Annotated in this window: 13 protein-coding genes and 1 riboswitch; of the genes, 8 read left to right on the forward strand and 5 right to left on the reverse strand. The window is 60.4% G+C overall.

What is annotated here, in order from left to right; genetic code table 11:
• Positions 1 to 210 precede the first annotated feature (210 nt).
• A riboswitch (cobalamin riboswitch) is annotated at positions 211 to 432 on the forward strand.
• 124 nt (positions 433 to 556) lie between these two features.
• The 4 genes from A8O26_RS26565 (at position 557) to cobM (ending at position 2,705) form a co-directional block, all read left to right on the forward strand.
• Positions 557 to 754: a CbtB domain-containing protein gene (locus tag A8O26_RS26565; RefSeq protein WP_034152302.1), complete on the forward strand. Its 198-nt coding sequence runs from the start codon at positions 557 to 559 to the stop codon at positions 752 to 754.
• An 11-nt stretch (positions 755 to 765) separates the two neighbouring features.
• Positions 766 to 1,467 carry a CbtA family protein gene (locus tag A8O26_RS26570; RefSeq protein ID WP_064120607.1) on the forward strand — a complete coding sequence of 234 codons (702 nt, stop codon included), beginning with the start codon at positions 766 to 768 and terminating at the stop codon, positions 1,465 to 1,467.
• Positions 1,464 to 1,877, forward strand: coding sequence for a cobalamin biosynthesis protein (locus tag A8O26_RS26575; RefSeq protein ID WP_064120608.1), 414 nt, complete (start codon positions 1,464 to 1,466; stop codon positions 1,875 to 1,877). The genes A8O26_RS26570 and A8O26_RS26575 overlap by 4 nt, the downstream gene beginning before the upstream one ends.
• Before the next feature lie 81 nt (positions 1,878 to 1,958).
• A complete protein-coding gene (cobM, locus tag A8O26_RS26580) occupies positions 1,959 to 2,705 on the forward strand; it encodes a precorrin-4 C(11)-methyltransferase (protein ID WP_064120609.1) in 747 nt (248 codons plus the stop codon).
• A gap of 144 nt (positions 2,706 to 2,849) precedes the next feature.
• Here cobM and nfuA read toward each other — a convergent pair whose 3' ends face one another.
• The 3 genes from nfuA to A8O26_RS26595 all read right to left on the reverse strand — a co-directional run bounded on the left by nfuA (position 2,850) and on the right by A8O26_RS26595 (position 6,977).
• Positions 2,850 to 3,434 (reverse strand): Fe-S biogenesis protein NfuA, encoded by a 585-nt coding sequence (gene nfuA / locus A8O26_RS26585; RefSeq protein ID WP_003225494.1) that lies wholly within the window; start codon positions 3,432 to 3,434, stop codon positions 2,850 to 2,852.
• A gap of 57 nt (positions 3,435 to 3,491) precedes the next feature.
• On the reverse strand, positions 3,492 to 4,514 hold the full coding sequence (locus tag A8O26_RS26590) for an acyltransferase family protein (RefSeq protein WP_064120610.1): 1,023 nt from the start codon (positions 4,512 to 4,514) through the stop codon (positions 3,492 to 3,494).
• Between the two features lie 180 nt (positions 4,515 to 4,694).
• Positions 4,695 to 6,977, reverse strand: coding sequence for a fatty acid cis/trans isomerase (locus A8O26_RS26595; RefSeq protein WP_064120611.1), 2,283 nt, complete (start codon positions 6,975 to 6,977; stop codon positions 4,695 to 4,697).
• A 155-nt stretch (positions 6,978 to 7,132) separates the two neighbouring features.
• Here A8O26_RS26595 and metH point away from each other — a divergent pair, with 155 nt between their 5' ends.
• Entirely contained in the window at positions 7,133 to 10,843 is a 3,711-nt protein-coding gene (gene metH, locus A8O26_RS26600; protein ID WP_064120612.1) for a methionine synthase, read from the forward strand.
• Between the two features lie 81 nt (positions 10,844 to 10,924).
• Here the strand turns inward: metH and A8O26_RS26605 are convergent, their stop codons facing one another.
• Positions 10,925 to 18,241, reverse strand: coding sequence for an NEL-type E3 ubiquitin ligase domain-containing protein (locus A8O26_RS26605; RefSeq protein WP_064120613.1), 7,317 nt, complete (start codon positions 18,239 to 18,241; stop codon positions 10,925 to 10,927).
• Positions 18,242 to 18,402: 161 nt separating this feature from the next.
• Between A8O26_RS26605 and A8O26_RS26610 the strand changes: the two genes are divergently transcribed.
• Complete coding sequence (locus A8O26_RS26610; protein ID WP_064120614.1) at positions 18,403 to 18,621, forward strand: DUF2970 domain-containing protein; 219 nt, start codon at positions 18,403 to 18,405, stop codon at positions 18,619 to 18,621.
• A 6-nt stretch (positions 18,622 to 18,627) separates the two neighbouring features.
• Here the strand turns inward: A8O26_RS26610 and A8O26_RS26615 are convergent, their stop codons facing one another.
• Positions 18,628 to 19,701, reverse strand: coding sequence for an ABC transporter substrate-binding protein (locus tag A8O26_RS26615; RefSeq protein ID WP_064120615.1), 1,074 nt, complete (start codon positions 19,699 to 19,701; stop codon positions 18,628 to 18,630).
• A 525-nt stretch (positions 19,702 to 20,226) separates the two neighbouring features.
• Between A8O26_RS26615 and A8O26_RS26620 the strand changes: the two genes are divergently transcribed.
• On the forward strand, positions 20,227 to 21,885 hold the full coding sequence (locus tag A8O26_RS26620; protein ID WP_034152311.1) for a nitrite/sulfite reductase: 1,659 nt from the start codon (positions 20,227 to 20,229) through the stop codon (positions 21,883 to 21,885).
• Positions 21,869 to 22,363, forward strand: a complete 495-nt coding sequence (locus A8O26_RS26625) for a DUF934 domain-containing protein (protein ID WP_064120616.1) — start codon at positions 21,869 to 21,871, stop codon at positions 22,361 to 22,363. Before A8O26_RS26620 ends, A8O26_RS26625 begins: the two co-directional genes overlap by 17 nt.
• Positions 22,364 to 22,384 lie beyond the last annotated feature (21 nt).

Genomic DNA, 22,384 nt, shown 5'->3' on the forward strand with positions numbered 1-22,384 from the left:
AATCAAACCGTAGGCGCTGCGCCCGGATCGATCCCGCAGCGAAGGAACCCCGAGCCCCAGCGAGCGGGCCGCACGTAGGAGCAAGCCTTTTGCGTTACTTTTTCGGCGTTTGGAAAAGGTGACCCGCCGTAAGGGCGGAACCCTAATCAGCAACACCCGCAGCAACGGATATACACCCAAAAATTGACCAAAACCCCACCCCCATGCTCTCCTACACACCTTGTTACGGGTGCCCTTCACAGGGTGAAACGGGAAACCGGTGAATCATGTGCTTTACTCAAGCCCATGTCAGTCCGGTGCTGCCCCCGCAACGGTAAGCGAGCGAAGCGTCAAAGCCACTGTGTCTGCAAGGCATGGGAAGGTGACGCTTGCAGGTCGGCCTGACGCCAACCCCTCGTGAGCCCGGAGACCGGCCCGCAACACACAGCGCGCATTTTGTGCGTCGCTGAACATAACAAACCCGCGGTGGGCGGGCGCTGTTCGAACCTCTGCGAGCCTGACCCGCAGGGGTTTTCATGCGCTCTATTCACCCGCTGACACTCCAGAGGGAAGCGCCATGTCGATCATCAGCAGCACCGGCAGCAACACCGACAAAATTTCCAGCACCGCGACACTGAGCCAACGCCTGAGCGCCGCGATCTTCGCGTCGATCCTCGGCGCCAGCCTGGTTTACTTCGCCGGTTTCTCGCACATCGAAGCGGTGCACAACGCCGCTCACGATACCCGCCACAGCGCCGCGTTCCCGTGCCACTGAGACCTGTCGACATGATCAAGCGTATTGCGCAAACCGCAGGTTTCACCGGTCTGCTGGCCGCCCTGCTCCTCACTCTGCTGCAAAGCTTCTGGGTTTCGCCGCTGATTCTGCAGGCAGAAACCTTCGAGAAAGCCGAGCCCGTCGCCGCTCATGAACACGCCGAAGGCGCCATGGCCGGTCACAGCCACGACGCCGAAGCCTGGGAGCCGGAAGACGGCTGGCAGCGCGTGGTCTCGACCACCGGCGGTAATCTGGTGGTGGCGGTTGGTTTTGCCCTGATGCTCGCCGGCCTCTACACCCTGCGCGCACCGACCAAAACCTCGCAAGGCCTGCTCTGGGGTCTGGCCGGTTATGCGACGTTCGTCCTCGCGCCGACGTTGGGCTTGCCGCCGGAACTGCCGGGCACCGCGGCGGCTGATCTGGCCTCGCGACAGATGTGGTGGATCGGTACTGCCGCGTCGACCGCGGTCGGCCTGGCACTGATCGTGTTCAGCCGTCACTGGCTGATGAAAGTCCTCGGTGTGGCGATCCTTGCTGTGCCGCACGTGATCGGCGCACCGCAACCGGAAGTGCATTCAATGCTCGCACCGCAAGCATTGGAAGCGCAGTTCAAAATCGCTTCGCAGCTGACCAACGTGGCGTTCTGGCTGGCCCTCGGGCTGATCAGCGCCTGGTTGTTCCGCCGCAAAAGCGATGGCCAATACCACGCATGACCGATGACAGCGCAGCGCCGACCTTCGTGGTCGGCCTGGGTTGCCAGCGCGGCTGCCCGGCCAGCACGCTGCGCGCATTGCTCGATCAGGCGTTACAGGCCCATCGCATTGAACTTGAAGCGGTCAAGGCGTTGGCCAGCATTGACTTGAAACGCGATGAACCCGGTTTGCAGGAACTGGCGGCCCAACTAGCCCTGCCTCTGCTGTACTTCAGCAGTGCAGAACTGGCCAGTTATCAGCAACGACTCAGCCACCATTCGCAAATTGCCTACGAGCGCACCGGTTGCTACGGCGTAGCGGAAAGTGCAGCGTTGGCACTCGCCGAACAGCTGATTCAGGCCCCGGCAAAACTGCTGATTTCCCGGCAAAAATACGCGCAGGCAACCCTGGCATTGGCCGGCGCTGCGTAAAATCCCGATAATCCCCGCCATTGATCATGAGCGTTGTTCATCTGCAACGCGGTCGTGCCCTCTTTTACTCAGGATTCAACGATGACCGTCTACTTCATCGGCGCCGGCCCCGGCGACCCGGAATTGATCACTGTCAAAGGCCAGAGGCTGATCCGCAGTTGCCCGGTGATTATCTACGCAGGTTCGCTGGTGCCGGCGGCGGTACTCGACGGCCATCAGGCTGAAACGGTGGTCAACAGCGCTGAATTGCACTTGGAACAGATCATCGAATTGATCAGAACCGCGCATGCCCAAGGCCAGGATGTGGCGCGGGTGCACTCGGGGGATCCGAGCCTCTATGGTGCGATCGGTGAGCAGATCCGTTATCTGCGCGAGTTGAATATCCCGTTCGAGATCATTCCCGGTGTGACGGCAACGGCAGCCTGTGCCGCGCTGCTGGGCGCAGAGCTGACTCTGCCGGACGTGTCGCAAAGCGTGATTCTGACCCGCTACGCCGACAAGACCGCCATGCCGGCCGGCGAAGAACTCGGCAGTCTGGCGCAACATGGCGCGACCATGGCGATTCATCTGGGGGTTAATCATCTGGATAAGATTCTGGCCGAGCTGTTGCCGCATTACGGCGCGGATTGCCCGATTGCGGTGATTCACCGGGCGACATGGCCGGATCAGGATTGGGTGGTGGGGACGCTGGCGGATATTGCCGGGAAGGTCGAGGCCAAAGGGTTTCGGCGTACGGCGTTGATTCTGGTTGGGCGCGTGCTGGGCAGTGAAGTGTTCAGCGAGTCATCGCTGTATCGCGCCGGGCATGCGCATCTCTATCGCCCATGAAGCCACCTTCGCGAGCAAGCTCGTTCCCACATTTGGCATGCGATCAAATGTGGGAGCGAGCTAGCTCGCGAAGGCGTCGGTAAAAGTTACGCATAAAAAAACGGCGCTCACGGGGCGCCGTTTTTCTTGTCCGCAGCGAACACCTTAGTAGTAGGCGTTTTCTTTCTGCGTGTGGTCGGTCACGTCGCGAACGCCCTTGAGCTCCGGGATGCGTTCGAGCAGTGTGCGCTCGATGCCTTCCTTCAAAGTCACGTCTGCCTGGCCGCAGCCCTGGCAACCGCCACCGAATTGCAGAACGGCGATGCCGTCTTCAACCACATCGATCAGGCTGACCTGACCGCCGTGGCTGGCCAGCCCCGGGTTGATTTCGGTTTGCAGGTAATAGTTGATGCGCTCGTTGACCGGGCTGTCGGCGTTGACCATCGGTACTTTGGCGTTTGGCGCCTTGATGGTCAGCTGGCCGCCCATGCGGTCGGTGGCGTAGTCAACAACGGCGTCATCGAGAAACGCTTCACTGAACGAATCGATATACGCGGTGAAGCTTTTCAGCCCCAGCGCGGTGTCTTCAGGTTTTTCTTCGCCCGGCTTGCAGTAGGCAATGCAGGTTTCGGCGTACTGGGTGCCAGGCTGGGTGATGAAGACGCGGATGCCGATGCCCGGGGTGTTCTGCTTGGAGAGCAGATCAGCCAGGTAATCGTGGGCGGCGTCGGTAATGGTAATAGCGGTCATGGAAACTCCTCGCAGGCTTGGGCGCAGTTTACGCCAATCATTGCGCCGGACAAAGTCCTAGTATTTTTGTCGGGAAAGATTCTCGTCGGGCTCCTCGTCGACCTGCGCCTTGAGCCAATGGTAACTGCGCTTTTCCACCCATTCGTAGCTCAACCACGAGCCGACGCCGATCGCCAGCGCACACACGGCAAACATCAAATACGGGTTGATTGCGTAGCGCTGCGCGACAAATCCCCCCGCCGACAGCACCAGAACGTGCATCAGGTACACCGAATACGAGCAATCACCGAGCAGTTTGAGCACACGGCTGCGCTCGACATACCGCTCAAGCGAGATACACGCCATCACCAGCACTGCGCTCGGCACGCCCCAGTTCAGCAGCCTTGGCGCGGGTGCCAAGTGGTAGATCGTCAACAATGCCGCGCCGATCGCCAGCAGCGGCAGCCACAGGCCGGCGCCGATCCAGCCCCGGCGATAGAGCATGCCGATGCCAATCCCCAATAAAAACTCGTAGACGATGTCCGAGCGATAGAACTGACTGATCCAGCCAAACCCGGTCCAGGTCTGACACACGGCAAACAACAGCGCCGCCACCACCAGCAGGCGCACTTGCAAGCGAAACAGCAGCGCCCAGGCAAACAGCAGGTAGAAGAGCATTTCGTAATTGAGCGTCCAGCCGACATTCAGCGTCGGATAGATGCCGTAACCGCCGGGGTTCTCTGTGGGAATGAACAACAACGACAGCAGCAGATGCGGCCAGTCCACCGTTTGATCCGGCAGCAACGGCTGGGCAAATACCACCAGCAGCGCCATCAGCAGCGTGTACAGCCAGTACGCCGGGACGATGCGAAACAGCCGATACAGCAGAAACCGCGCCGGTGGCAGCGGCTTGCTCTCGGTAGACAGGAAGATCACCAGCCCGCTGATGACAAAGAAGATATCGACGCCCACTGCGCCTTTGTCGATGAAAAACTGACCGACCGGCCCGCGCGCCTTGAAGTCGAAAAAAATCTGCATGAAGTGGTGGCAGACCACCGTCCACGCGGCCAGCGCACGCAGGGCTTGCACTGAAATCAACATCGACCGCTCCCGCTCACAATTGCAAAAACACACTTCACCTTGTGGGAGCGAGGCTGCTCGCGAAAGCGACGGCACATTCAATGTATTCGGTGCCTGACACTCCGCCTTCGCGAGCAGGCTCGCTCCCACAGGGGATTTGTGTGTTACCTGAAGCTGTGACAGTCGGCCTGTTTCAAATGATCAAAGATTCTCGTAGCGGTTCATGTCCAGCACGCCCTCTTCCACCGGATCGGTTTCGTGCAGGTACTGGCTCAGGTCGTGGAAATAGAACCAGAATTGCGGGTGACTGCGCCGAATTCCCCACCGTTCGACGATTTTCTCGAAACGGTGGGCGTCCTTGGCGTTTTCCATCGCGTCGACAAACGCGGGCACTTGGTCGGCCGGAATGTTGAAGATGAAGTTCGGGTAGCTGCTGAGCACGCCCGGGTAAATGGTCAGCGTGTCGAGCCCCGGCTGATAGCGCAGCGATTCACCGAGAAGGAACGCCACGTTGCTGTGCGCGCGGTTGCGCATCAGGCTGTAGACCTCGCGCTTACCGCTGGCGGTTTCAATGCGCAGCATCGTCGCTTCAGGGAGCTGATCAATCACCTTCAAACCGGCCGCCGGACGCGAAGTCAGGCGGCTCAATGCCTGTTCAGCATTTTGCAGTGCCGGTTCGATGTTCGGCCGTGAGCAATAAGCGCCCTCGCAACGGTTGATCGGATCCGGCCGGGCATTGAGGTCGCCGTAACGCGCCAGCAATTGCATGGCGAAGTCGTATTTCGGGTCTTTCTCATCGAGTTTCAGCGCGGTCGGTTTGTCGTCATCAATGGCCTCGTAATCGAGCCACATCTTGAACTGGCCACTGCTCTGGTACCAATCGTCGAGATAGTCTTCGCGCGAATCGGCGGGCATCAGGCGCAGAAAGTTCTGCTCGGCGCCGTTGCGGATCAGGTCGAAATACAGGCGGGTTTGCGCCTGATGGGAGACGTTGCCGAACACATCGAAATTGACCGCCAACTGGTAATAGGTGCGCTCGAGCAAGGGATAGTCGAACAGCCACATTGTCTGCGGCACCTCGCCGATCAGGCCTTTGGTCACCGAAGCACTGTCGAAGTGGCGAAAAATGCTCAGCAGCGCGTTGTCGTTGCCGGCCCACAGGGTCGACCAGCTCGGCGCGGGCACTTCGGCATAGCTGTCACGGCGCAAAGCCTCGTATTCGTTACGCTTGTTGCGGTAGTTATGCCACAGGCTGAGCACACTGCCGACATCGTCGTTCTGCCCCGGCATCGCCAACAACGGCGTGGCCTGGCCGCGATAGTTCGGGTCGGTGATATACAGGTCGTGTTCCGGTGCCTGGAACAGTGCCCAGAAGTTGTCGCGGATTACGTCGGTGGCGATCTGCCCACGGCACACCGGGCCGCGAATAAAGGTGCGGACGAAATATTCGGCGTTATCGAGCATGAATTGATAACGCGCCTGCGCCGGAATCGCCTCAAACGTGGCAAACGGATTGGCGCGGCTCTGCGGGCCGTAACCCGGCAAGGCATTGGCCTGCCAGTTGCCGCTGTAAAACAGGCTTTTGACCCGCGCCATCTTCGCCGCACTCAGCGGATAGGTGATGTGGGTTTTGTGCACGATCACCCCTTGCACCGGCCACAAGCGGTAATACACCTGAGTGCCCGGATCGTCGTTGGGACGACGGGTGGCGATCAGGTCGATCGGCTGACCGCTCGGCGTGCGCGAACGCACCCACTGGAAGTAATGCCCCGGCTCACCGTCCTTGAAGTAGATGTGCGCGAGGAACCAGTGCTCGTACAGCCAGCGCCCGACCAGACTTTGTCGCGCACCGGGGGTGTTGAGCAGGTTTTCCCACTGGACGATTTGCAGCGCCTCTTTGGCGCTCGGTGCCAGACCTTGTTCGTCAATCGGCGCCCCCGAGGCCAGCCAGCGCTGCAAGGTCTGATATTGCTGATCGGTCAGTCCGGTCACCGCCAGCGGCATGCCTTCTTTCGGATGGGCGCCGGCATAACCCTCAAACTCGGCCGGCAGCGCGCACATGTTCTCGCGGTTGAGGCCCAGCACGATGTCTTCCGGAAGTTTGGCGTTGGGCGTCAGCGGCGTTTTGTGGCCCAACTCCAGCATGCGCGCCATCAACGCCGCCTGACTGCCCTGCGCATCAAGCACCGAATAGAAATCTTTTTGCTGCCAGGCACGTTTGCCAAAGGCGTCGTAGAACAATCGAGTGGTCGGCGCCGCCTGGGTGCGCTCGCCATCGTAGACCGGCATCTTGCTCGCGCCCCGGGCCGCGCCCTCGCCACTGCCCAGATTGAGCTGACACGCCGAGTCGTAACAGGCATGGCAGGCCACGCACTTCTCGGTGAAGATCGGTTGGATATCACGGGTATACGAGATCGAGGGCTCTTGCGCAGCGGCGCCCCAGCTTAAAAACAGCAAAACAATGCTGATGACGCGGTACGACATGCCCGTGATCCCGATCCTGAAAAAAACGCCGCGAGTCTACAGTATGACGCTCGCACCAACATGAACGATATTCATGCAAAAGCCCCGCATGCTCCAAAAGCGCACAGGTTTGCTATGATCCCGCTCCTTCGTAATGGTCTTTCCGAGTAGTCCAAATGTCCGATCGCAGCGTCCGCCTTCAAGCTCTCAAGCAAGCTCTCAAAGAGCGCATCCTGATACTCGACGGCGGCATGGGCACGATGATCCAGAGCTACAAGCTCGAAGAGCAGGATTATCGCGGCAAACGCTTCGCGGACTGGCCGAGTGACGTCAAGGGCAACAACGACCTGCTGGTCATCACCCGTCCGGACGTGATCGGCGGCATCGAGAAAGCCTATCTGGATGCCGGCGCCGACATTCTCGAAACCAACACCTTCAACGCCACGCGCATTTCCATGGCCGACTACGGCATGGAAGAACTGGCCTACGAGTTAAACGTAGAAGGCGCACGCCTGGCCCGCAAGGTCGCCGACGCCAAGACCGCCGAGAACCCGGCCAAGCCGCGTTTCGTCGCCGGCGTGCTCGGCCCGACCAGCCGTACTTGTTCGCTGTCACCGGATGTCAACAACCCGGGCTACCGCAACGTCACCTTTGATGAACTGGTGGAGAACTACACCGAAGCCACCAAAGGCCTGATCGAGGGCGGCGCCGACCTGATTCTGATCGAAACCATTTTCGACACCCTCAACGCCAAAGCGGCGATCTTCGCTGTGCAAGGCGTGTTCGAAGAGCTGCACATCGAACTGCCGATCATGATTTCCGGGACCATCACCGATGCCTCCGGCCGCACCCTGTCGGGCCAGACCACCGAAGCGTTCTGGAACTCGGTGGCGCACGCCAAGCCGATTTCCGTCGGCCTCAACTGCGCGCTCGGCGCCAGTGAATTGCGTCCGTACCTGGAAGAGCTGTCGAACAAGGCCAGCACCCACGTATCCGCGCACCCGAACGCCGGCCTGCCGAACGAATTCGGCGAGTACGACGAACTGCCGTCGCAAACCGCCAAGGTCATCGAAGAATTCGCCCAGAGCGGTTTCCTCAACATCGTCGGCGGTTGCTGCGGCACCACACCGGGCCACATCGAAGCCATCGCCAAAGCCGTCGCCGGTTATGCGCCGCGTGAAATCCCGGACATCCCCAAGGCCTGCCGCCTCTCGGGTCTGGAGCCGTTCACCATCGATCGCAGCTCGTTGTTCGTCAACGTCGGCGAGCGCACCAACATCACCGGTTCTGCCAAATTTGCCCGCCTGATCCGTGAAGATAACTACACCGAAGCCCTGGAAGTCGCCCTGCAACAGGTCGAGGCCGGCGCGCAGGTGATCGACATCAACATGGACGAAGGCATGCTCGATTCGAAGAAGGCCATGGTGACCTTCCTCAATCTGATCGCCGGTGAGCCGGACATCTCGCGCGTGCCGATCATGATCGACTCGTCGAAATGGGAAGTCATCGAAGCCGGCCTGAAATGCATTCAGGGCAAGGGCATCGTCAACTCGATCAGCATGAAAGAAGGCGTCGAGCAGTTCATCCATCACGCCAAACTGTGCAAGCGCTACGGCGCCGCGGTAGTGGTGATGGCGTTCGACGAAGCCGGCCAGGCCGACACCGAAGCGCGCAAGAAAGAGATCTGCAAACGCTCCTACGACATTCTGGTCAACGAAGTCGGCTTCCCGCCGGAAGACATCATCTTCGACCCGAACATCTTCGCCGTCGCCACCGGTATCGAAGAACACAACAACTATGCGGTCGACTTCATCAACGCCTGCGCCTACATCCGCGACGAACTGCCGTACGCGCTGAGCTCGGGTGGCGTGTCCAACGTGTCGTTCTCGTTCCGTGGCAACAACCCGGTGCGCGAGGCAATTCACTCGGTGTTCCTGCTGTACGCGATCCGCGCCGGCCTGACCATGGGCATCGTCAACGCCGGGCAACTGGAAATCTACGACCAGATCCCGCAAGAGCTGCGCGACGCCGTTGAAGACGTCGTGCTCAACCGCACGCCAAACGGTACCGACGCCCTCCTCGCCATCGCCGACAAATACAAGGGCGACGGCAGCGTCAAGGAAGCCGAGACCGAAGAGTGGCGCAGCTGGGAGGTCAACAAGCGTCTGGAGCATGCGCTGGTCAAGGGCATCACCACGCACATCGTTGAAGACACCGAAGAGTCGCGCCAGTCGTTCGCCCGTCCGATCGAAGTGATCGAAGGTCCGCTGATGTCGGGTATGAACATCGTCGGCGACCTGTTCGGCGCCGGCAAAATGTTCCTGCCGCAAGTGGTCAAATCCGCCCGCGTGATGAAGCAGGCGGTTGCGCACTTGATCCCGTTCATCGAACTGGAAAAGGGCGACAAACCGGAAGCCAAGGGCAAGATCCTCATGGCCACCGTAAAAGGTGATGTGCACGACATCGGCAAAAACATTGTTGGCGTAGTGCTCGGTTGCAACGGCTATGACATCGTCGACCTCGGCGTGATGGTCCCGGCAGAGAAGATTCTGCAAGTCGCCAAAGAGCAGAAGTGCGACATCATCGGCCTCTCTGGCCTGATCACCCCGTCGCTGGATGAAATGGTCCACGTCGCTCGCGAAATGCAGCGTCAGGACTTCCACCTGCCGCTGATGATCGGTGGCGCGACCACCTCCAAAGCGCACACCGCGGTGAAGATCGAACCGAAGTACAGCAACGATGCCGTGGTCTACGTGACCGACGCCTCGCGTGCGGTCGGCGTGGCCACGCAGCTGCTGTCGAAAGAATTGAAGGCCGGTTTCGTCGAGAAGACCCGTCTGGAATACATCGATGTGCGCGAACGCACGGCCAACCGCAGCGCCCGCACCGAGCGCCTGAGCTACGCCGCCGCGATCGCCAAGAAGCCACAGTTCGACTGGGCGAACTACCAGCCAGTCAAACCGAGCTTCACCGGCAGCAAAGTGCTGGACAACATCGACCTCAAGGTTCTGGCCGAATACATCGACTGGACGCCGTTCTTCATCTCCTGGGACCTGGCCGGCAAGTTCCCGCGCATCCTCGAAGACGAAGTGGTCGGTGAAGCCGCGACTTCGCTGTACAAGGACGCGCAGGAAATGCTCGCCAAACTGATCGACGAGAAGTTGATCAGCGCGCGCGCAGTGTTCGGCTTCTGGCCGGCCAATCAAGTGCATGACGACGACATCGAACTGTACGGCGATGACGGCCAGCCATTGGCCAAACTGCATCACCTGCGCCAGCAGATCATTAAGACCGACGGCAAGCCAAACTTCTCGCTGGCCGACTTCGTGGCACCCAAGGATAGCGAAGTGACTGACTACGTTGGTGGGTTCATCACCACCGCCGGCATCGGTGCCGAAGAAGTCGCCAAGGCTTATCAGGACGCTGGCGACGACTACAACTCGATCATGGTCAAAGCCCTGGCCGACCGTTTGGCCGAAGCCTGCGCCGAATGGTTGCACCAGCAAGTGCGTAAAGAACACTGGGGTTATGCCAAGGACGAAGTCCTCGACAACGAAGCGCTGATCAAAGAGCAATACAGCGGCATCCGCCCGGCTCCAGGTTATCCGGCGTGCCCGGATCACACCGAGAAAGCGGCGCTGTTCGCTCTGCTCGACCCGGAGGCCGAAGAGATGCGTGCCGGCCGCAGCGGCGTGTTCCTGACCGAGCACTACGCAATGTTCCCGGCGGCCGCCGTCAGCGGTTGGTACTTCGCCCACCCGCAGGCGCAGTACTTCGCCGTCGGCAAGGTCGACAAGGATCAGGTCGCCAGCTACACCTCGCGCAAAGGTCAGGAATTGAGCGTGACCGAACGCTGGCTCGCGCCGAACCTGGGTTACGACAACTAAGCCGCAGCCCTGCACCAAAACCCGAAGCAGCAACACCTGTGTTGGTGCTTCGGGCCTGTTCAGCAAACCTTGATCAGCCCCTCAATTGCCTGCCCCACGCGATGGCCCGGGTTGCGGTTCAGCGACGGCGGTCGACGCCGATTCTGCGATGACCGTACGCGACAAATCGAGCAGTTTGCGATTGAGCCGGACTCCGCGCTCATACAACTCCTCCTCCAGAGCTTTTAAGTACGCCTCCTCACCCTGCCCTCTGCCTTCATGCTGAGTTTCAAGGTCCTGGTGCGCTTGCTGATTGGCCTGTTCGACCTCGGCAATCGCTTGCGGATAGCGCTCACGCAGATACTGCCGCCAGTAGTCACGCAAGATCAGTGAATTCAGAAAACCATCGCCCTGCTCCTTTTCAAGAATCTTGATCCTCAGATCACTGGCGGTTTCCGAGCCGCGGATGGGCCGGTCGAACATCATGTTCGCCGGTTGCCCCGGCAGCTCCAAGCCATCGGGCCAGCCGTGGGTCATGCCGATGCGATATTGCAAACGCACCTCGGCCCGGTCGCGGTGAATCGCGGCGATTTCGGCCGCCTGATCCACCTGATCAAGGCGAAACAGTTGCCGACACAGGCGCAACAGGCGCTGGCCCTTTAACGGCAGATCGCCGACCGGCACATCCAGCAGCACCTGATGTTCATACACCGCCACCTCCATGGAGCTGAACGTGAGGAGGCGCCCGTCCAGGCAGGTTCCGTGGCTCTCGGCAGAGGTGAACAACACCGCGCGCATCTGCGTGTCGCTGGCCGCCGCGTCCATCACCGTCCAGACGCGCCGGGTCAGGTCGGCGCGCATTTTTGTGAACTCGGCGGTGTCACGCAACAGCTTGAGCAAGCGGAAAAAAGGCTCGTGGCTCGGCTCTTGCGCCAGCTGCGTCCAGACTTCGCGCCGGGCAGCCAGTTCTTCGGGCGCAAGGTTTTCTATCCACGGGGTCAGCGCGGATTCTGCGACATCAGCCGCCGGGTCGAGGATTTCTTCCAGCGGCTCGTAAGCGGCGCCGGAGTCTGCAGAGTTCTCGCTAAACCCATCCTCGGAGGGACGTCGCCCGCGCGCCGCGTAATCGATGTCTTCCTGCAGTGCGCTGACCTGAAACCCCAGTACGCTCTCAAGACCATGCTGGCGGGCGTAGTCGCGCATGTTCAAGGTACTTTCAAACGACAGCAGATCGTTGTCGGCAAGGTCTATGCCGCTCACCAGGGTTTGGTGAGCGTCGACGAGTAACCCGTCCGGAATCTCTTCAATGCTGTTAGCGCTCAGGTCCAGCGAGCGCAACTGGGGAGCCTGCAATATGCCCTCAGGAAAGCGCTCGAGCATGTTGTTGTGCAGATTGAGCGATTGCAGTCGCGCAAAGGCCTCGACATTGAAGGTCGTCAGCCCATTGCCTTGCAAATCAAGGCTTGTCAGCTGCAGATGGGACAGCCGCTCGTACAAAGGCTGCGGGTCATCCAGGCCGTTGTAACCGAGCCCCAATTCCTCAAGCCGGGCCATGTGCTGCACTGGCTCGGGCAATGTGGCCAGGTCATTGCTGTTCAACAGTAATCTCTTCAGGTGCGGGAATGCGCCGAGAAAACCATTCGAGCCCTGCGCGGACATTCGCACGCCGCTCAGGTCCAGGCTGTGCACGTGGGCAAACGTTGCGTCCAGCGTGGGCAGGTCGCCGATCTGCAAGCCATTGAGGCTCAATGCGTGCTCGGTAACGCCCGATTCCAACTGCATCGCCTGCCGCCAGCAGTCGAGAATCCGCACCGCAGCCAGGCGCCGGGTTTGCGCCGAGATGATCACGCCGGTTTGGCGGGTTTCACGGATAAACATCCAGCCATTCAATTGCCGTGTCAGCCGGTCGGCGCTCTGGTGCCAGGTTTCAAGCTGCGCATCGATCAGCGTATCGCTCAGCCCACCGGCGCGCATTTGCTCAAGTTTCGTCAGTGCCTGTTCTTGCGTCATTGACGGATTGAGCCGTTGCAGGCGCCCGGCATAGCCGTCGACACCGACGATGTCTGCCGCTGCATCCGGCAATGGCAGAAAATGCCGGGTCAACAGCGCAGGTGGTTCTGCCGGCGGAAAGTCGTTCTGCAACGCTTGCCCGGCAAATCGACTCAACGTGCCTTCGGCCATGCCTTTGGCCGTTTCGATGCGTGCCTGTGCGCGCTGCAAATCCCCCTTGGCGACCTCACTGAGCGGGTTGCCGCTGAGGTTGGTTTTCATCAATGCCTCGTCGTCAGCGACGAGCGCGGCGGGTAACGTGGTCAACTGGTTATCGCGCAGGTCGAGAAAGCTCAGTGAACGCAGCTTTTCAACGCCCGCCGGAACGCTTTGCAGTTGGCTCGCTCGCAGGTTCAACGACTGCAGCCGTGGCATCTCGCTGAGGTCCAGTTGCTCCAGCGGGTTATTGCGCAGGTTCAATTCTTCGAGATGTTGCAAGCCGTTGAACTGCGCCTGAATGGCTGGCGTCAGCGCAATCCGGTTATCGCCAAGATCCAGTTGGGTCAACGCCGGCAAATCAGCCGCTGCAAACGGCAATTCGGTCAGACCACTCGACTTGAACTCGAGCGTGCTGGCCCCGCTGAAGGCTTTGACGAAGTCGCGCACTTGCGCAAGCGGGACATCCGGCAACGTTAACCGCAAGGTTTTGACATGAGCGAAACTGCCCGCAGGCAATGACGGCAGCGCGGTGATCGGGTCGCGCATAAAATGCTCGAACAGGCGCAGCGCCACTTCCGGCAACTCGAACACCGAGGCCTGTGCACTGAGGCCAAATCTTTGCCTGACGGCTTCCAGCCAACTCTTTTGCAGCACATGAATCACTTGCGCGTTGGCCCCGGTCATTGGCGGCGAAGACGGCGATGGCGTCCCCCCTGTCCAGCGTTCCGTCCTGTGGTACTGATCAAACAACGCGCTGTATTCGTCGGACAAAGCGTCGACCACCGCCAGGCGTGTGTCGAGGTCGGGATTTACGGTTTTGATGCGTTCGGCCAGTGTCGATGGACCGAACGGAATAGAGCCCAGTTTGATCAATTGCGCGCGGCAGTAATCGTCGACCATGAGCCCCGCGTCCATCAAATGCCCCTGCTCGACCGCGTAACCTTTGACGTACGTATAAGCGCGCCGGAACGACTGGCGGGACATCTTCGCCCAACTTAACGACAGGCCGGACCAGAGTTTTTCGTGGCCGACAAACAATGCGTCGGGCAGCGTCGGCACGGCGGTGCGGGAAAGATCCAGGCGTTCAAGCCGCGGTAATTCGAGCAGCCAGGCAGGCCATTGCCACGTAGTATTGGGCGCTGAAAGCGTCAGGCTCTTGAGACGCTGCAATGGCGCCAGATCAAGCGCGTTGAGCAGCGCAGCGTCAGACTCGGCGAACAGGATGTTCAGGTGTTCGAGGCTGGTCAGTGTCGGCAGACGTTGGGCAAAGCTATCGGACAGTTTCAGCCCCTGCGGCACGAAACTCAGGCTCTCCAGCCCCGGCATGTCGGCGAGTGCCGCAGGCAAGTCGATCGGCGGGGTTGGCGTTTGCACGAAGTAAGGCGCGTGGCCAGGACGATTGAAAGGCCGCCCGGTATTCGCCGCCCCGTCGAATACAAACACCGGCGGGCTGAATTCAGCCTTGGGGTTCAGGGCCAGTTTTTTCACTGCGGAAAAATTCGTCAGAAACCCGTTGAGTCCGGACTTGGCTTCGTTGGCACATACCCCGGAGAGGCTCAACTCCTGAACATGGGAGAAGTCCACGGTCAACACTGGCAAGGGCTGGTCGCTGTTGATGCGCAGGCAAGCCGCATCACTGCGCGACCGGCTGAATCCCTCAGCAACGGAGACCAGCCCGTCAGTCACTTCGCCGTTGGCCAACGGCTGGTTTCTCCAACTGTCCTTGAGCACTTGCGCGACTGACCGGCGATCCTGCTGCACGTGACCTGCCGTGTCGGTCATCCAGCGCTCAAGGTCCGCGTTCAATTCATTCCAGACCCGCTCGCGGTTGATCAGCAAGGTGAAAATACGCTGGTTGCTGTTGCCCGCCGCTTGCAGGCGCAGGACAAATTCGTCGCACTGCGCCTCGCTCAGTTGCGGATAAAGCCTGCGCACATTCACCGGCAGGCTTGAGCCAAGATCGGCGCCTCGGCCACTGGCGTAATAACCGAGCAGCTTTTCGTTGATGCGCACGGGCGCTTTGAAGCGTTGCGTTGACGGCTCCAGCAGGCGCACCGCGGCCACGCGATCGGTATCGGCATGGGCGATGATCTTCGCCTGCAACCTGGCACTTTGCGCCACCTGCGGCACGCCCAGATCGGCGCGGGTACGATCAGGCAAGGCGTGCATGATCGAGGCGTAAAAGTTGTCCCCGGTTTTCGGCAGGCTATTGAGCGCCTCTCCACGCTCATTGAAAGCCTGATACACCGGCCCCTGTTTGATCAGGTATTTTTTCTCGGCCGCAGCTTCGTCACCAATGCTGTCGAGCAAGTCTCCGGCTGCACTGTGCTCGCGAATCTCCAGGCGTACCGAATCCGCCCAGCCCGGTAATTGCCCGAGGGTGTGCAGCGCCAGTCGGCGGCTGTCCGCAGATGCAACATTTTCGCTGCGCAGCCCGGCATAAGAGCGGGTCAGCCGCCCTTGCCGGGCATACCAGCGCGCCTCTTCCAGCATGCTCAACGACGCGCGGCGCGTGGTGTCCAGCCGCGCAAGGTCATCCGCAGGTGCATGCGCCAGCACTTCTTGCGCCGCCGCCTCGCTGAGGCCGGGGCACACTCGCTGCAACAGGCTGACCCGCCGATCCACCCCGGCGGTGCCGGTGTACAGGCTGTCGAACATCGCCGAGGGCTGCGACCGCGCATAATCGGCGATCTGCTGCTTGAGCATGGCAATGCGTGAGTCGCGCGTGCGTGCGCCCTCGGCACCGAGCAAATGACTCACCTGCGATTCATCCAGCGCGGCCAGAATTCGCTCAGGCAATCGCCCGTGCAGGACGTCCTCACGGCTCAGTTGTATCGGTTCCCGGCTACTGCGGGTGCGAGGTTGATCGCCATATCTGATTGACTCACCCGCCAGTTCAGCGCCGTCGAATACCTCCAGCGCGCGGCCGGCCGGCCAACGCGGCATATCGACAACCAGCGGCAGAACCGCCAGATAACGTTCATCGATCGGTTGGCGCCCCTGCAGTTGTTCAACGACCTGCAGCACATTCGCATCAGCCTTGAGCAGGCCGATCGCGTCGGTCAGTTCAGGGGGCGGCGCCGCGTTGTCCATGTGCATCTTGCGTAGCGTGTTGTCATTGACGCCGCTGATGTCGGCCGCCTTCAGCAGTTCGGCATCACTCAACCCCTCCGTCACGTGCCCCATGCGCCGCAGTAACGTCCGGCGATCCCATTCAAGTGGACACTCGAGGGTGTGACGCCAGGCACCCTGGCCGTTGCTTTCGAGGATTGGCTGATAGGCCTGCGCATCGTTCGGGTGGTTGATGCGCCATTGCCTGATCACCTCGTCATAGACTTTTTCGTAGACCTTGGCGTCCTGTCGAATGTAGGTTTTACCGTCGAGCACGTGTTGTCCCAACGCATTCGGGCGAGCCTCGGCACTCAGTGCCACCGTGCTTTGGTAACCGCGCAGGTCGGGTTGCCAGAGTCGGGTTTGACCATTGGGCAGGGTCACCGGGCGCAGATTTTCAATCACCGGCTCAGCCTTGGCCGCCTTGAACCTGGCCGCCGCCGCACCGACACCGGCCATCAACGCAATCTGGGCCAGATTCTCGGCCACATCGACCAGGTGCGCCTTGGCCGCGCGGCGGTCACCTTCGCTCCACTCGATGGCTCCTTCGAAGGTTTCGTAAAGCAGCTGCCCGGCCATCACCACCATCATCACTTCGCCCAGCACCGGTATAAACATCGACACCACGTTCAATCCCAACAGGCCAACTTCGAGCAAGTGCGCCAGTTTGGCGTCTCGCGCCCTGGCGTCGACCTGCGCGGTGGGCACGGCATGGCTGCGGGCGTCGGCGAACACCTTGTCGCGGTTCTGCTCATAGAGATACGCCCACAGGTCCGTGTTGGCTGCCCAGACGCCTTTGCCCGCACGCCCGACCGTCGATGGCGCAATGTAAGGGTCGGGTTCCGGCTCCCTCTTGCCCGGACGCTCGGGCGGCAATTCGCGAAAGCGCGTGAAAGGCGCGGCAGGGCCGTAGTCGAGAATAGTGCGCCACGGCGAATGCCAGAGATCGCCTGGTGAGTCGGCGGCTTTGCGGGTGAACTGGCTGAAGTAATGAGGACGCTTGTCGTAAGGAAGGAATTGACTGAGAAAACGCTGATAGGACGTTGGCCCCGCTGCAGCGGTTGCCGTAGTGTCTCGGGCAGTCAGCCGGCGTTTGAACTGCGCTTTCATCTGCGCGTAGCTATAGCGTTTGAACGGATGTTCGGGGTCATGCGGGATGTAGACAATCAACTCATCGGTGTAGCGATACTTTTCGCAGATGACAAAGGCCACGCAACCGATCAGGCGCTGTTTCATCAGGCCCAGGTCGGCAAACCACACCTGCTTCTTGCCCATCCACGGGTGCACTTCCCCGGCGATGACCGACAGGATCATCGCGTGATCCGCGGCCTCGATGTCGTTGCTCAATAACGCCTGATCGGCGGCGGCGCGCATCGTGGCTTTTTGCGCGGCATTGAACTGCTCGCGCAGTGCCGTCTCGGCCGTAGCTTGCGCGGGGTGAAAAAAGCCCTGCAGATACGTTTGATAGTGGGCGCCGACATCCAGAGCCCGGCACAGGCTCATGAACTGACTGACGGTGAAATTGACCGTCAGCGCTTCAAATGTTCCGGGCGTGGCGGTTTCCCGCACGAACCCGGAACTCTGGTGATAGGCCCCGGCCTTGCATTCATAGGCTTCAAAGTTGTGTTGTGCCGCCTGCAACAGCGAGAGCTTGATGAACTCGAACGAGGACAGCTCAATTTCCAGAACGCTGATGTTCAGTGGTCGGCGCAGGCTCAGAAAGGTTTTCTCGAGATCGACTTCGACATTGAATTGCGCCTTCAGGGCTTTTTTCAGCAATGCCCCGGTGAACGTGTCCAGATCCTCGAACGTGGAAAAGGTCTGGTCTAAACGCGCCTGCGCGCTGGCACTGGCCATTACGCTGGCGTTCACGGTCGCGCGCTGTTCGGCAGAGGCATTCCGGTACCACGCTGGCATGGCCGTGGCCGCGTCCTTCAAGGCCGCGCGCCGTTGTGGCGTGGCATCGATCAACCATGCCGGAATGGACTTTTCGAGGAACTCGCCGTGCAGGCTGTCGGTTGCCGAACGGTGGTGCGAAGCGTCCTGGCTCGGCGCATTCGCCGGCTCTGACGCCGATGGAACGTTTGATTCAGCCAACATAAATCACTCCTGTGCAATGGAGTGACAGCTGAACATCGCCCGGCAGCGCGTCTGCGGTACATAGTTATTGGTCGCGCGACAGTTGGTTTCCAGTGATGTCTCGGGTCTCGCCGCTGCAAGTTGTCTATGCTCTGAAGGATGACTTGCACAGCGAGGGATTTATGGACGATCCAGTCGACAACAAACCGCCGACCTTCTGGCAGATGCTGCACAGCGTCATGGCGGCAGCGTTCGGGGTGCAGAGCGGGAAAAACCGCGCAAGGGACTTCACTCATGGCAAGCCCAGCCATTTCGTGGTGCTGGGGATTCTGTTCACGGCGGTGTTCGCGCTGACACTGTTTGCCATCGTCAAACTGGTGCTGCTGTTCGCCGGGGTCTGACGCGATTCAGTGCATCAACGTTTGCAGGTTGAACGGATAACGGTACGACGACGGCCGACCCTTGGCCGAGAGTTTGCGAAAGCTCACCCCGTAGCTGGGCGCATCGCCCATGGCCAGCATTTGCCGGGCGTGCGGTTTGTCGATCAATTGCAACAAAGAGATCTGCCGGTCACGGCCGCCGTAGTGATTCAACTCGACGCCTTGCTCGACATCATGCAACTCGACCAGCGCCCAGCCACCCAAGGTGAAATGCCCGCCGACCAGCGCGCTCAGGCGCCCGTCAACCAACGCCTGCAAGGCCGCTGGTGAGGTATTGACCGCGCTGAACAAGGCGTCTTTGCCCGGGACTTTGCCGGTTTCGGCGTACGCGCGCATCGCGCCGAAGGCCATTTCATCATTGGCCGACCACACCAGCGATACCTTCGGGTAGCGGGCGAACAGCTGTCTGGCCTGCTCATAGGCGCGTTCTTGCGTCCAGCCGCTGTACACCAGTTGTCGCAGGCGCATCTGTGGGTGTTCGGCCAGCGCCCGCTGCATGCCGCGCTCGCGCAGTTGCGCCGAAGGGGTGACCTTCAGCCCGGAGAACGCCAACACTTCAATCGGCTCAGCGGCGGGCGTCGGCGGATGCAGGCGGATCAGTTCCTTCATCATCAGGTAACCGCCCTCCTCGTCGTTCGGCACCAGGCTGCCGATACGATCGTCACGCCGGCCAAGCAGCGTCAACTGGTCAGGCGTCAGTGCGGCATTGACCATAAACAGCTTCACGCCGCTGTTCTCGGCCAGGCGCAGGATTTGCGGGGCGACATATTGTTCGTTGACGAACACCAGGTACTCGGGGCGATTCGGCCCCTGCAACGCAACGCGCGCCTGAGCCAGCGTCAGTTCGGGCTGGCGTTGGGAGTAGAGAATCTGCAGATCGATGCCCAGATCATCGGCGGCCGCCTGCATGAATTGCGAATAGCTGACCCAGAACGCTTCCTGCGTCGAGCCCGGATTCAAAAACAGCACAGACTCGGCCCGCGCGCCGGTCTGGAACAGCGCGCCGAACAACAGAAGACTGAGGTGGAAAAACTTGAACATGAAGCATCCGGGCCCAAGGAAAAATGGCCGCGCATTATAGCCCTCGTTCCACCGGCTATTGATGCCTGATCCCGTTTTTTGTCCGACAATCTGTCGGCAGCGGGCCCGGATGGGTCGTTTACTGATGGCTGACCCAGAATACCGCTGTCCCTACTACCAGAATGATCAGGAACAAAATGGCCCACGCATCGACACTGCTGTCGCTTTTTCTTGCCTTGGTCGGATTGCTCATTGCATCGCCTCTTGTCGGTTTTATCGGTGATTGCAGAAAGACTCGACCACAGTTAAGACGATGATTGTCCGCACGACAAATGTGGGTTAGTTGACAGCCATTCTCGTTAGGCGATTTGGTTCTTTCCATATACTCAAACATCACTTTTGCGCATAACTGCAAACAGGTATATTGCCCCGGCTCCCTTAGGGAGCGCGCGGCCGTGCGCGCAGAATTGCAGAGGCACCATCGGACTTCAGCAAGCGAAAACGCAGCGTTTTCCGAGTAGCCCAAAGCCTGAGAACAGGACTTATATGTACGTATACGACGAGTACGATCAGCGGATCATCGAGGACCGCGTCAAGCAGTTCCGTGATCAGACCCGACGCTATCTGGCAGGTGAGCTGAGCGAAGAAGAATTCCGCCCCCTGCGCCTGCAAAATGGCCTGTACATCCAGCGCTTCGCGCCGATGTTGCGTGTGGCGGTGCCTTACGGCCAGCTGACTTCGCGTCAGACGCGCATGATGGCCAAGATTGCCCGCGACTACGACAAGGGCTACGCCCACATCAGTACGCGGCAGAACGTGCAGTTCAACTGGCCGGCGGTGGAAGACATCCCGGACATCCTCGCTGAACTGGCCACCGTGCAGATGCACGCGATCCAGACCAGCGGCAACTGCCTGCGCAACGTCACCACCGACCAGTTCGCCGGTGTCGCCGCCGACGAAGTGATCGACCCGCGCCCATGGTGCGAGATCGTCCGCCAGTGGACCACGTTCCACCCGGAATTCGCCTACCTGCCGCGCAAATTCAAAATCGCCGTCAACGGTTCGACCGCTGACCGCGCCGCCATTGAAGTCCACGACATTGGCCTGGAGCCGGTGCACAACGCCGCGGGCGAACTGGGTTTCCGTGTACTGGTCGGCGGTGGCCTCGGCCGTACGCCGGTTGTCGGTGCATTCATCAACGAGTTCCTGCCGTGGCAGGACCTGTTGAGCTACCTCGACGCTATCCTGCGGGTCTACAACCGCTACGGCCGTCGCGACAACAAATACAAGGCGCGGATCAAGATCCTCGTCAAGGCCCTCACGCCGGAAGTGTTCGCGCAGAAAGTCGACGCGGAAATGGAACACCTGCGCGGTGGCCAGACCACATTGACCGACGCCGAGCTGCAGCGCGTGGCCAAGCACTTCGTCGATCCGGACTACAAGGCGCTGGACAACCAGACCGCTCAGTTGGCCGATCTCGACAAAGAACACCCGGGTTTCGCCCGCTGGCGCACCCGCAACACCCTGGCGCACAAGAAGCCGGGGTATGTCGCCGTGACCCTGTCGCTGAAACCGACCGGCGTTGCCCCGGGCGACATCACCGACAAGCAGCTCGACGCCGTCGCCGATCTGGCCGACCGCTACAGCTTCGGTCAGCTGCGCACCTCGCACGAACAGAACATCATTCTCGCCGACGTCGAGCAAAGCCAATTGTTCACCCTCTGGGGCGAACTGCGTGAAGGCGGTTTCGCCACGCCGAACATCGGCCTGCTGACCGACATCATCTGCTGCCCTGGCGGTGATTTCTGCTCGCTGGCCAACGCCAAGTCGATCCCGATCGCCGAATCGATCCAGCGCCGTTTCGACGACCTCGATTACCTGTTCGACATCGGTGAGCTGGACCTGAACATCTCCGGGTGCATGAACGCCTGTGGTCACCACCACGTCGGCCACATCGGCATTCTCGGGGTGGACAAAAAAGGCGAAGAGTTCTATCAGGTGTCCCTCGGCGGCAGCGCCAGCCGTGACGCGAGCCTGGGCAAGATCCTCGGCCCGTCCTTCGCCCAGGAAGCCATGCCTGACGTGATTTCGAAGCTGATCGACGTGTACGTTGAACAACGTACCGAAGACGAGCGCTTCATCGACACCTACCAGCGTATTGGCATCGACCTCTTCAAGGAACGCGTCTATGCAGCGAATCATTAAGAACAACGAGGTCGTCGACGAAACCTGGCACTTGCTGCCCAAGGATTTCAACATCGACGAGATCAGCAATTGCGACGACCTGATCGTGCCACTGCAGCTGTGGCGCGAACACAGCCGCATGCTCAAGGCCCGCGACGGGGGCCTGGGTATCTGGCTGGACGCCGACGAAGAAGCCGAAGAAATCGGTGAAGACGTCGCCGAGTTTCAAGTGATTGCGCTGAATTTCCCGGCGTTCACCGACGGCCGCAACTACTCCAACGCCCGCCTGCTGCGCGACCGCTATGGTTTCAAAGGCGAACTGCGGGCAATTGGTGACGTGCTGCGCGACCAACTGTTCTACATGCACCGCTGCGGCTTCGATGCCTTTGCCGTGCGCCCCGACAAAGACCCTTACGAAGCCCTTGAAGGTCTCAAGGACTTCTCGGTGACCTATCAGGCTGCCACTGACGAACCGCTGCCGCTGTTCCGTCGCCGCTGACCGCAAACCTCGAGCCCGCGC

Source organism: Pseudomonas fluorescens, assembly GCF_001648775.1.
GTDB classification, from domain to species: domain Bacteria; phylum Pseudomonadota; class Gammaproteobacteria; order Pseudomonadales; family Pseudomonadaceae; genus Aquipseudomonas; species Aquipseudomonas fluorescens_M.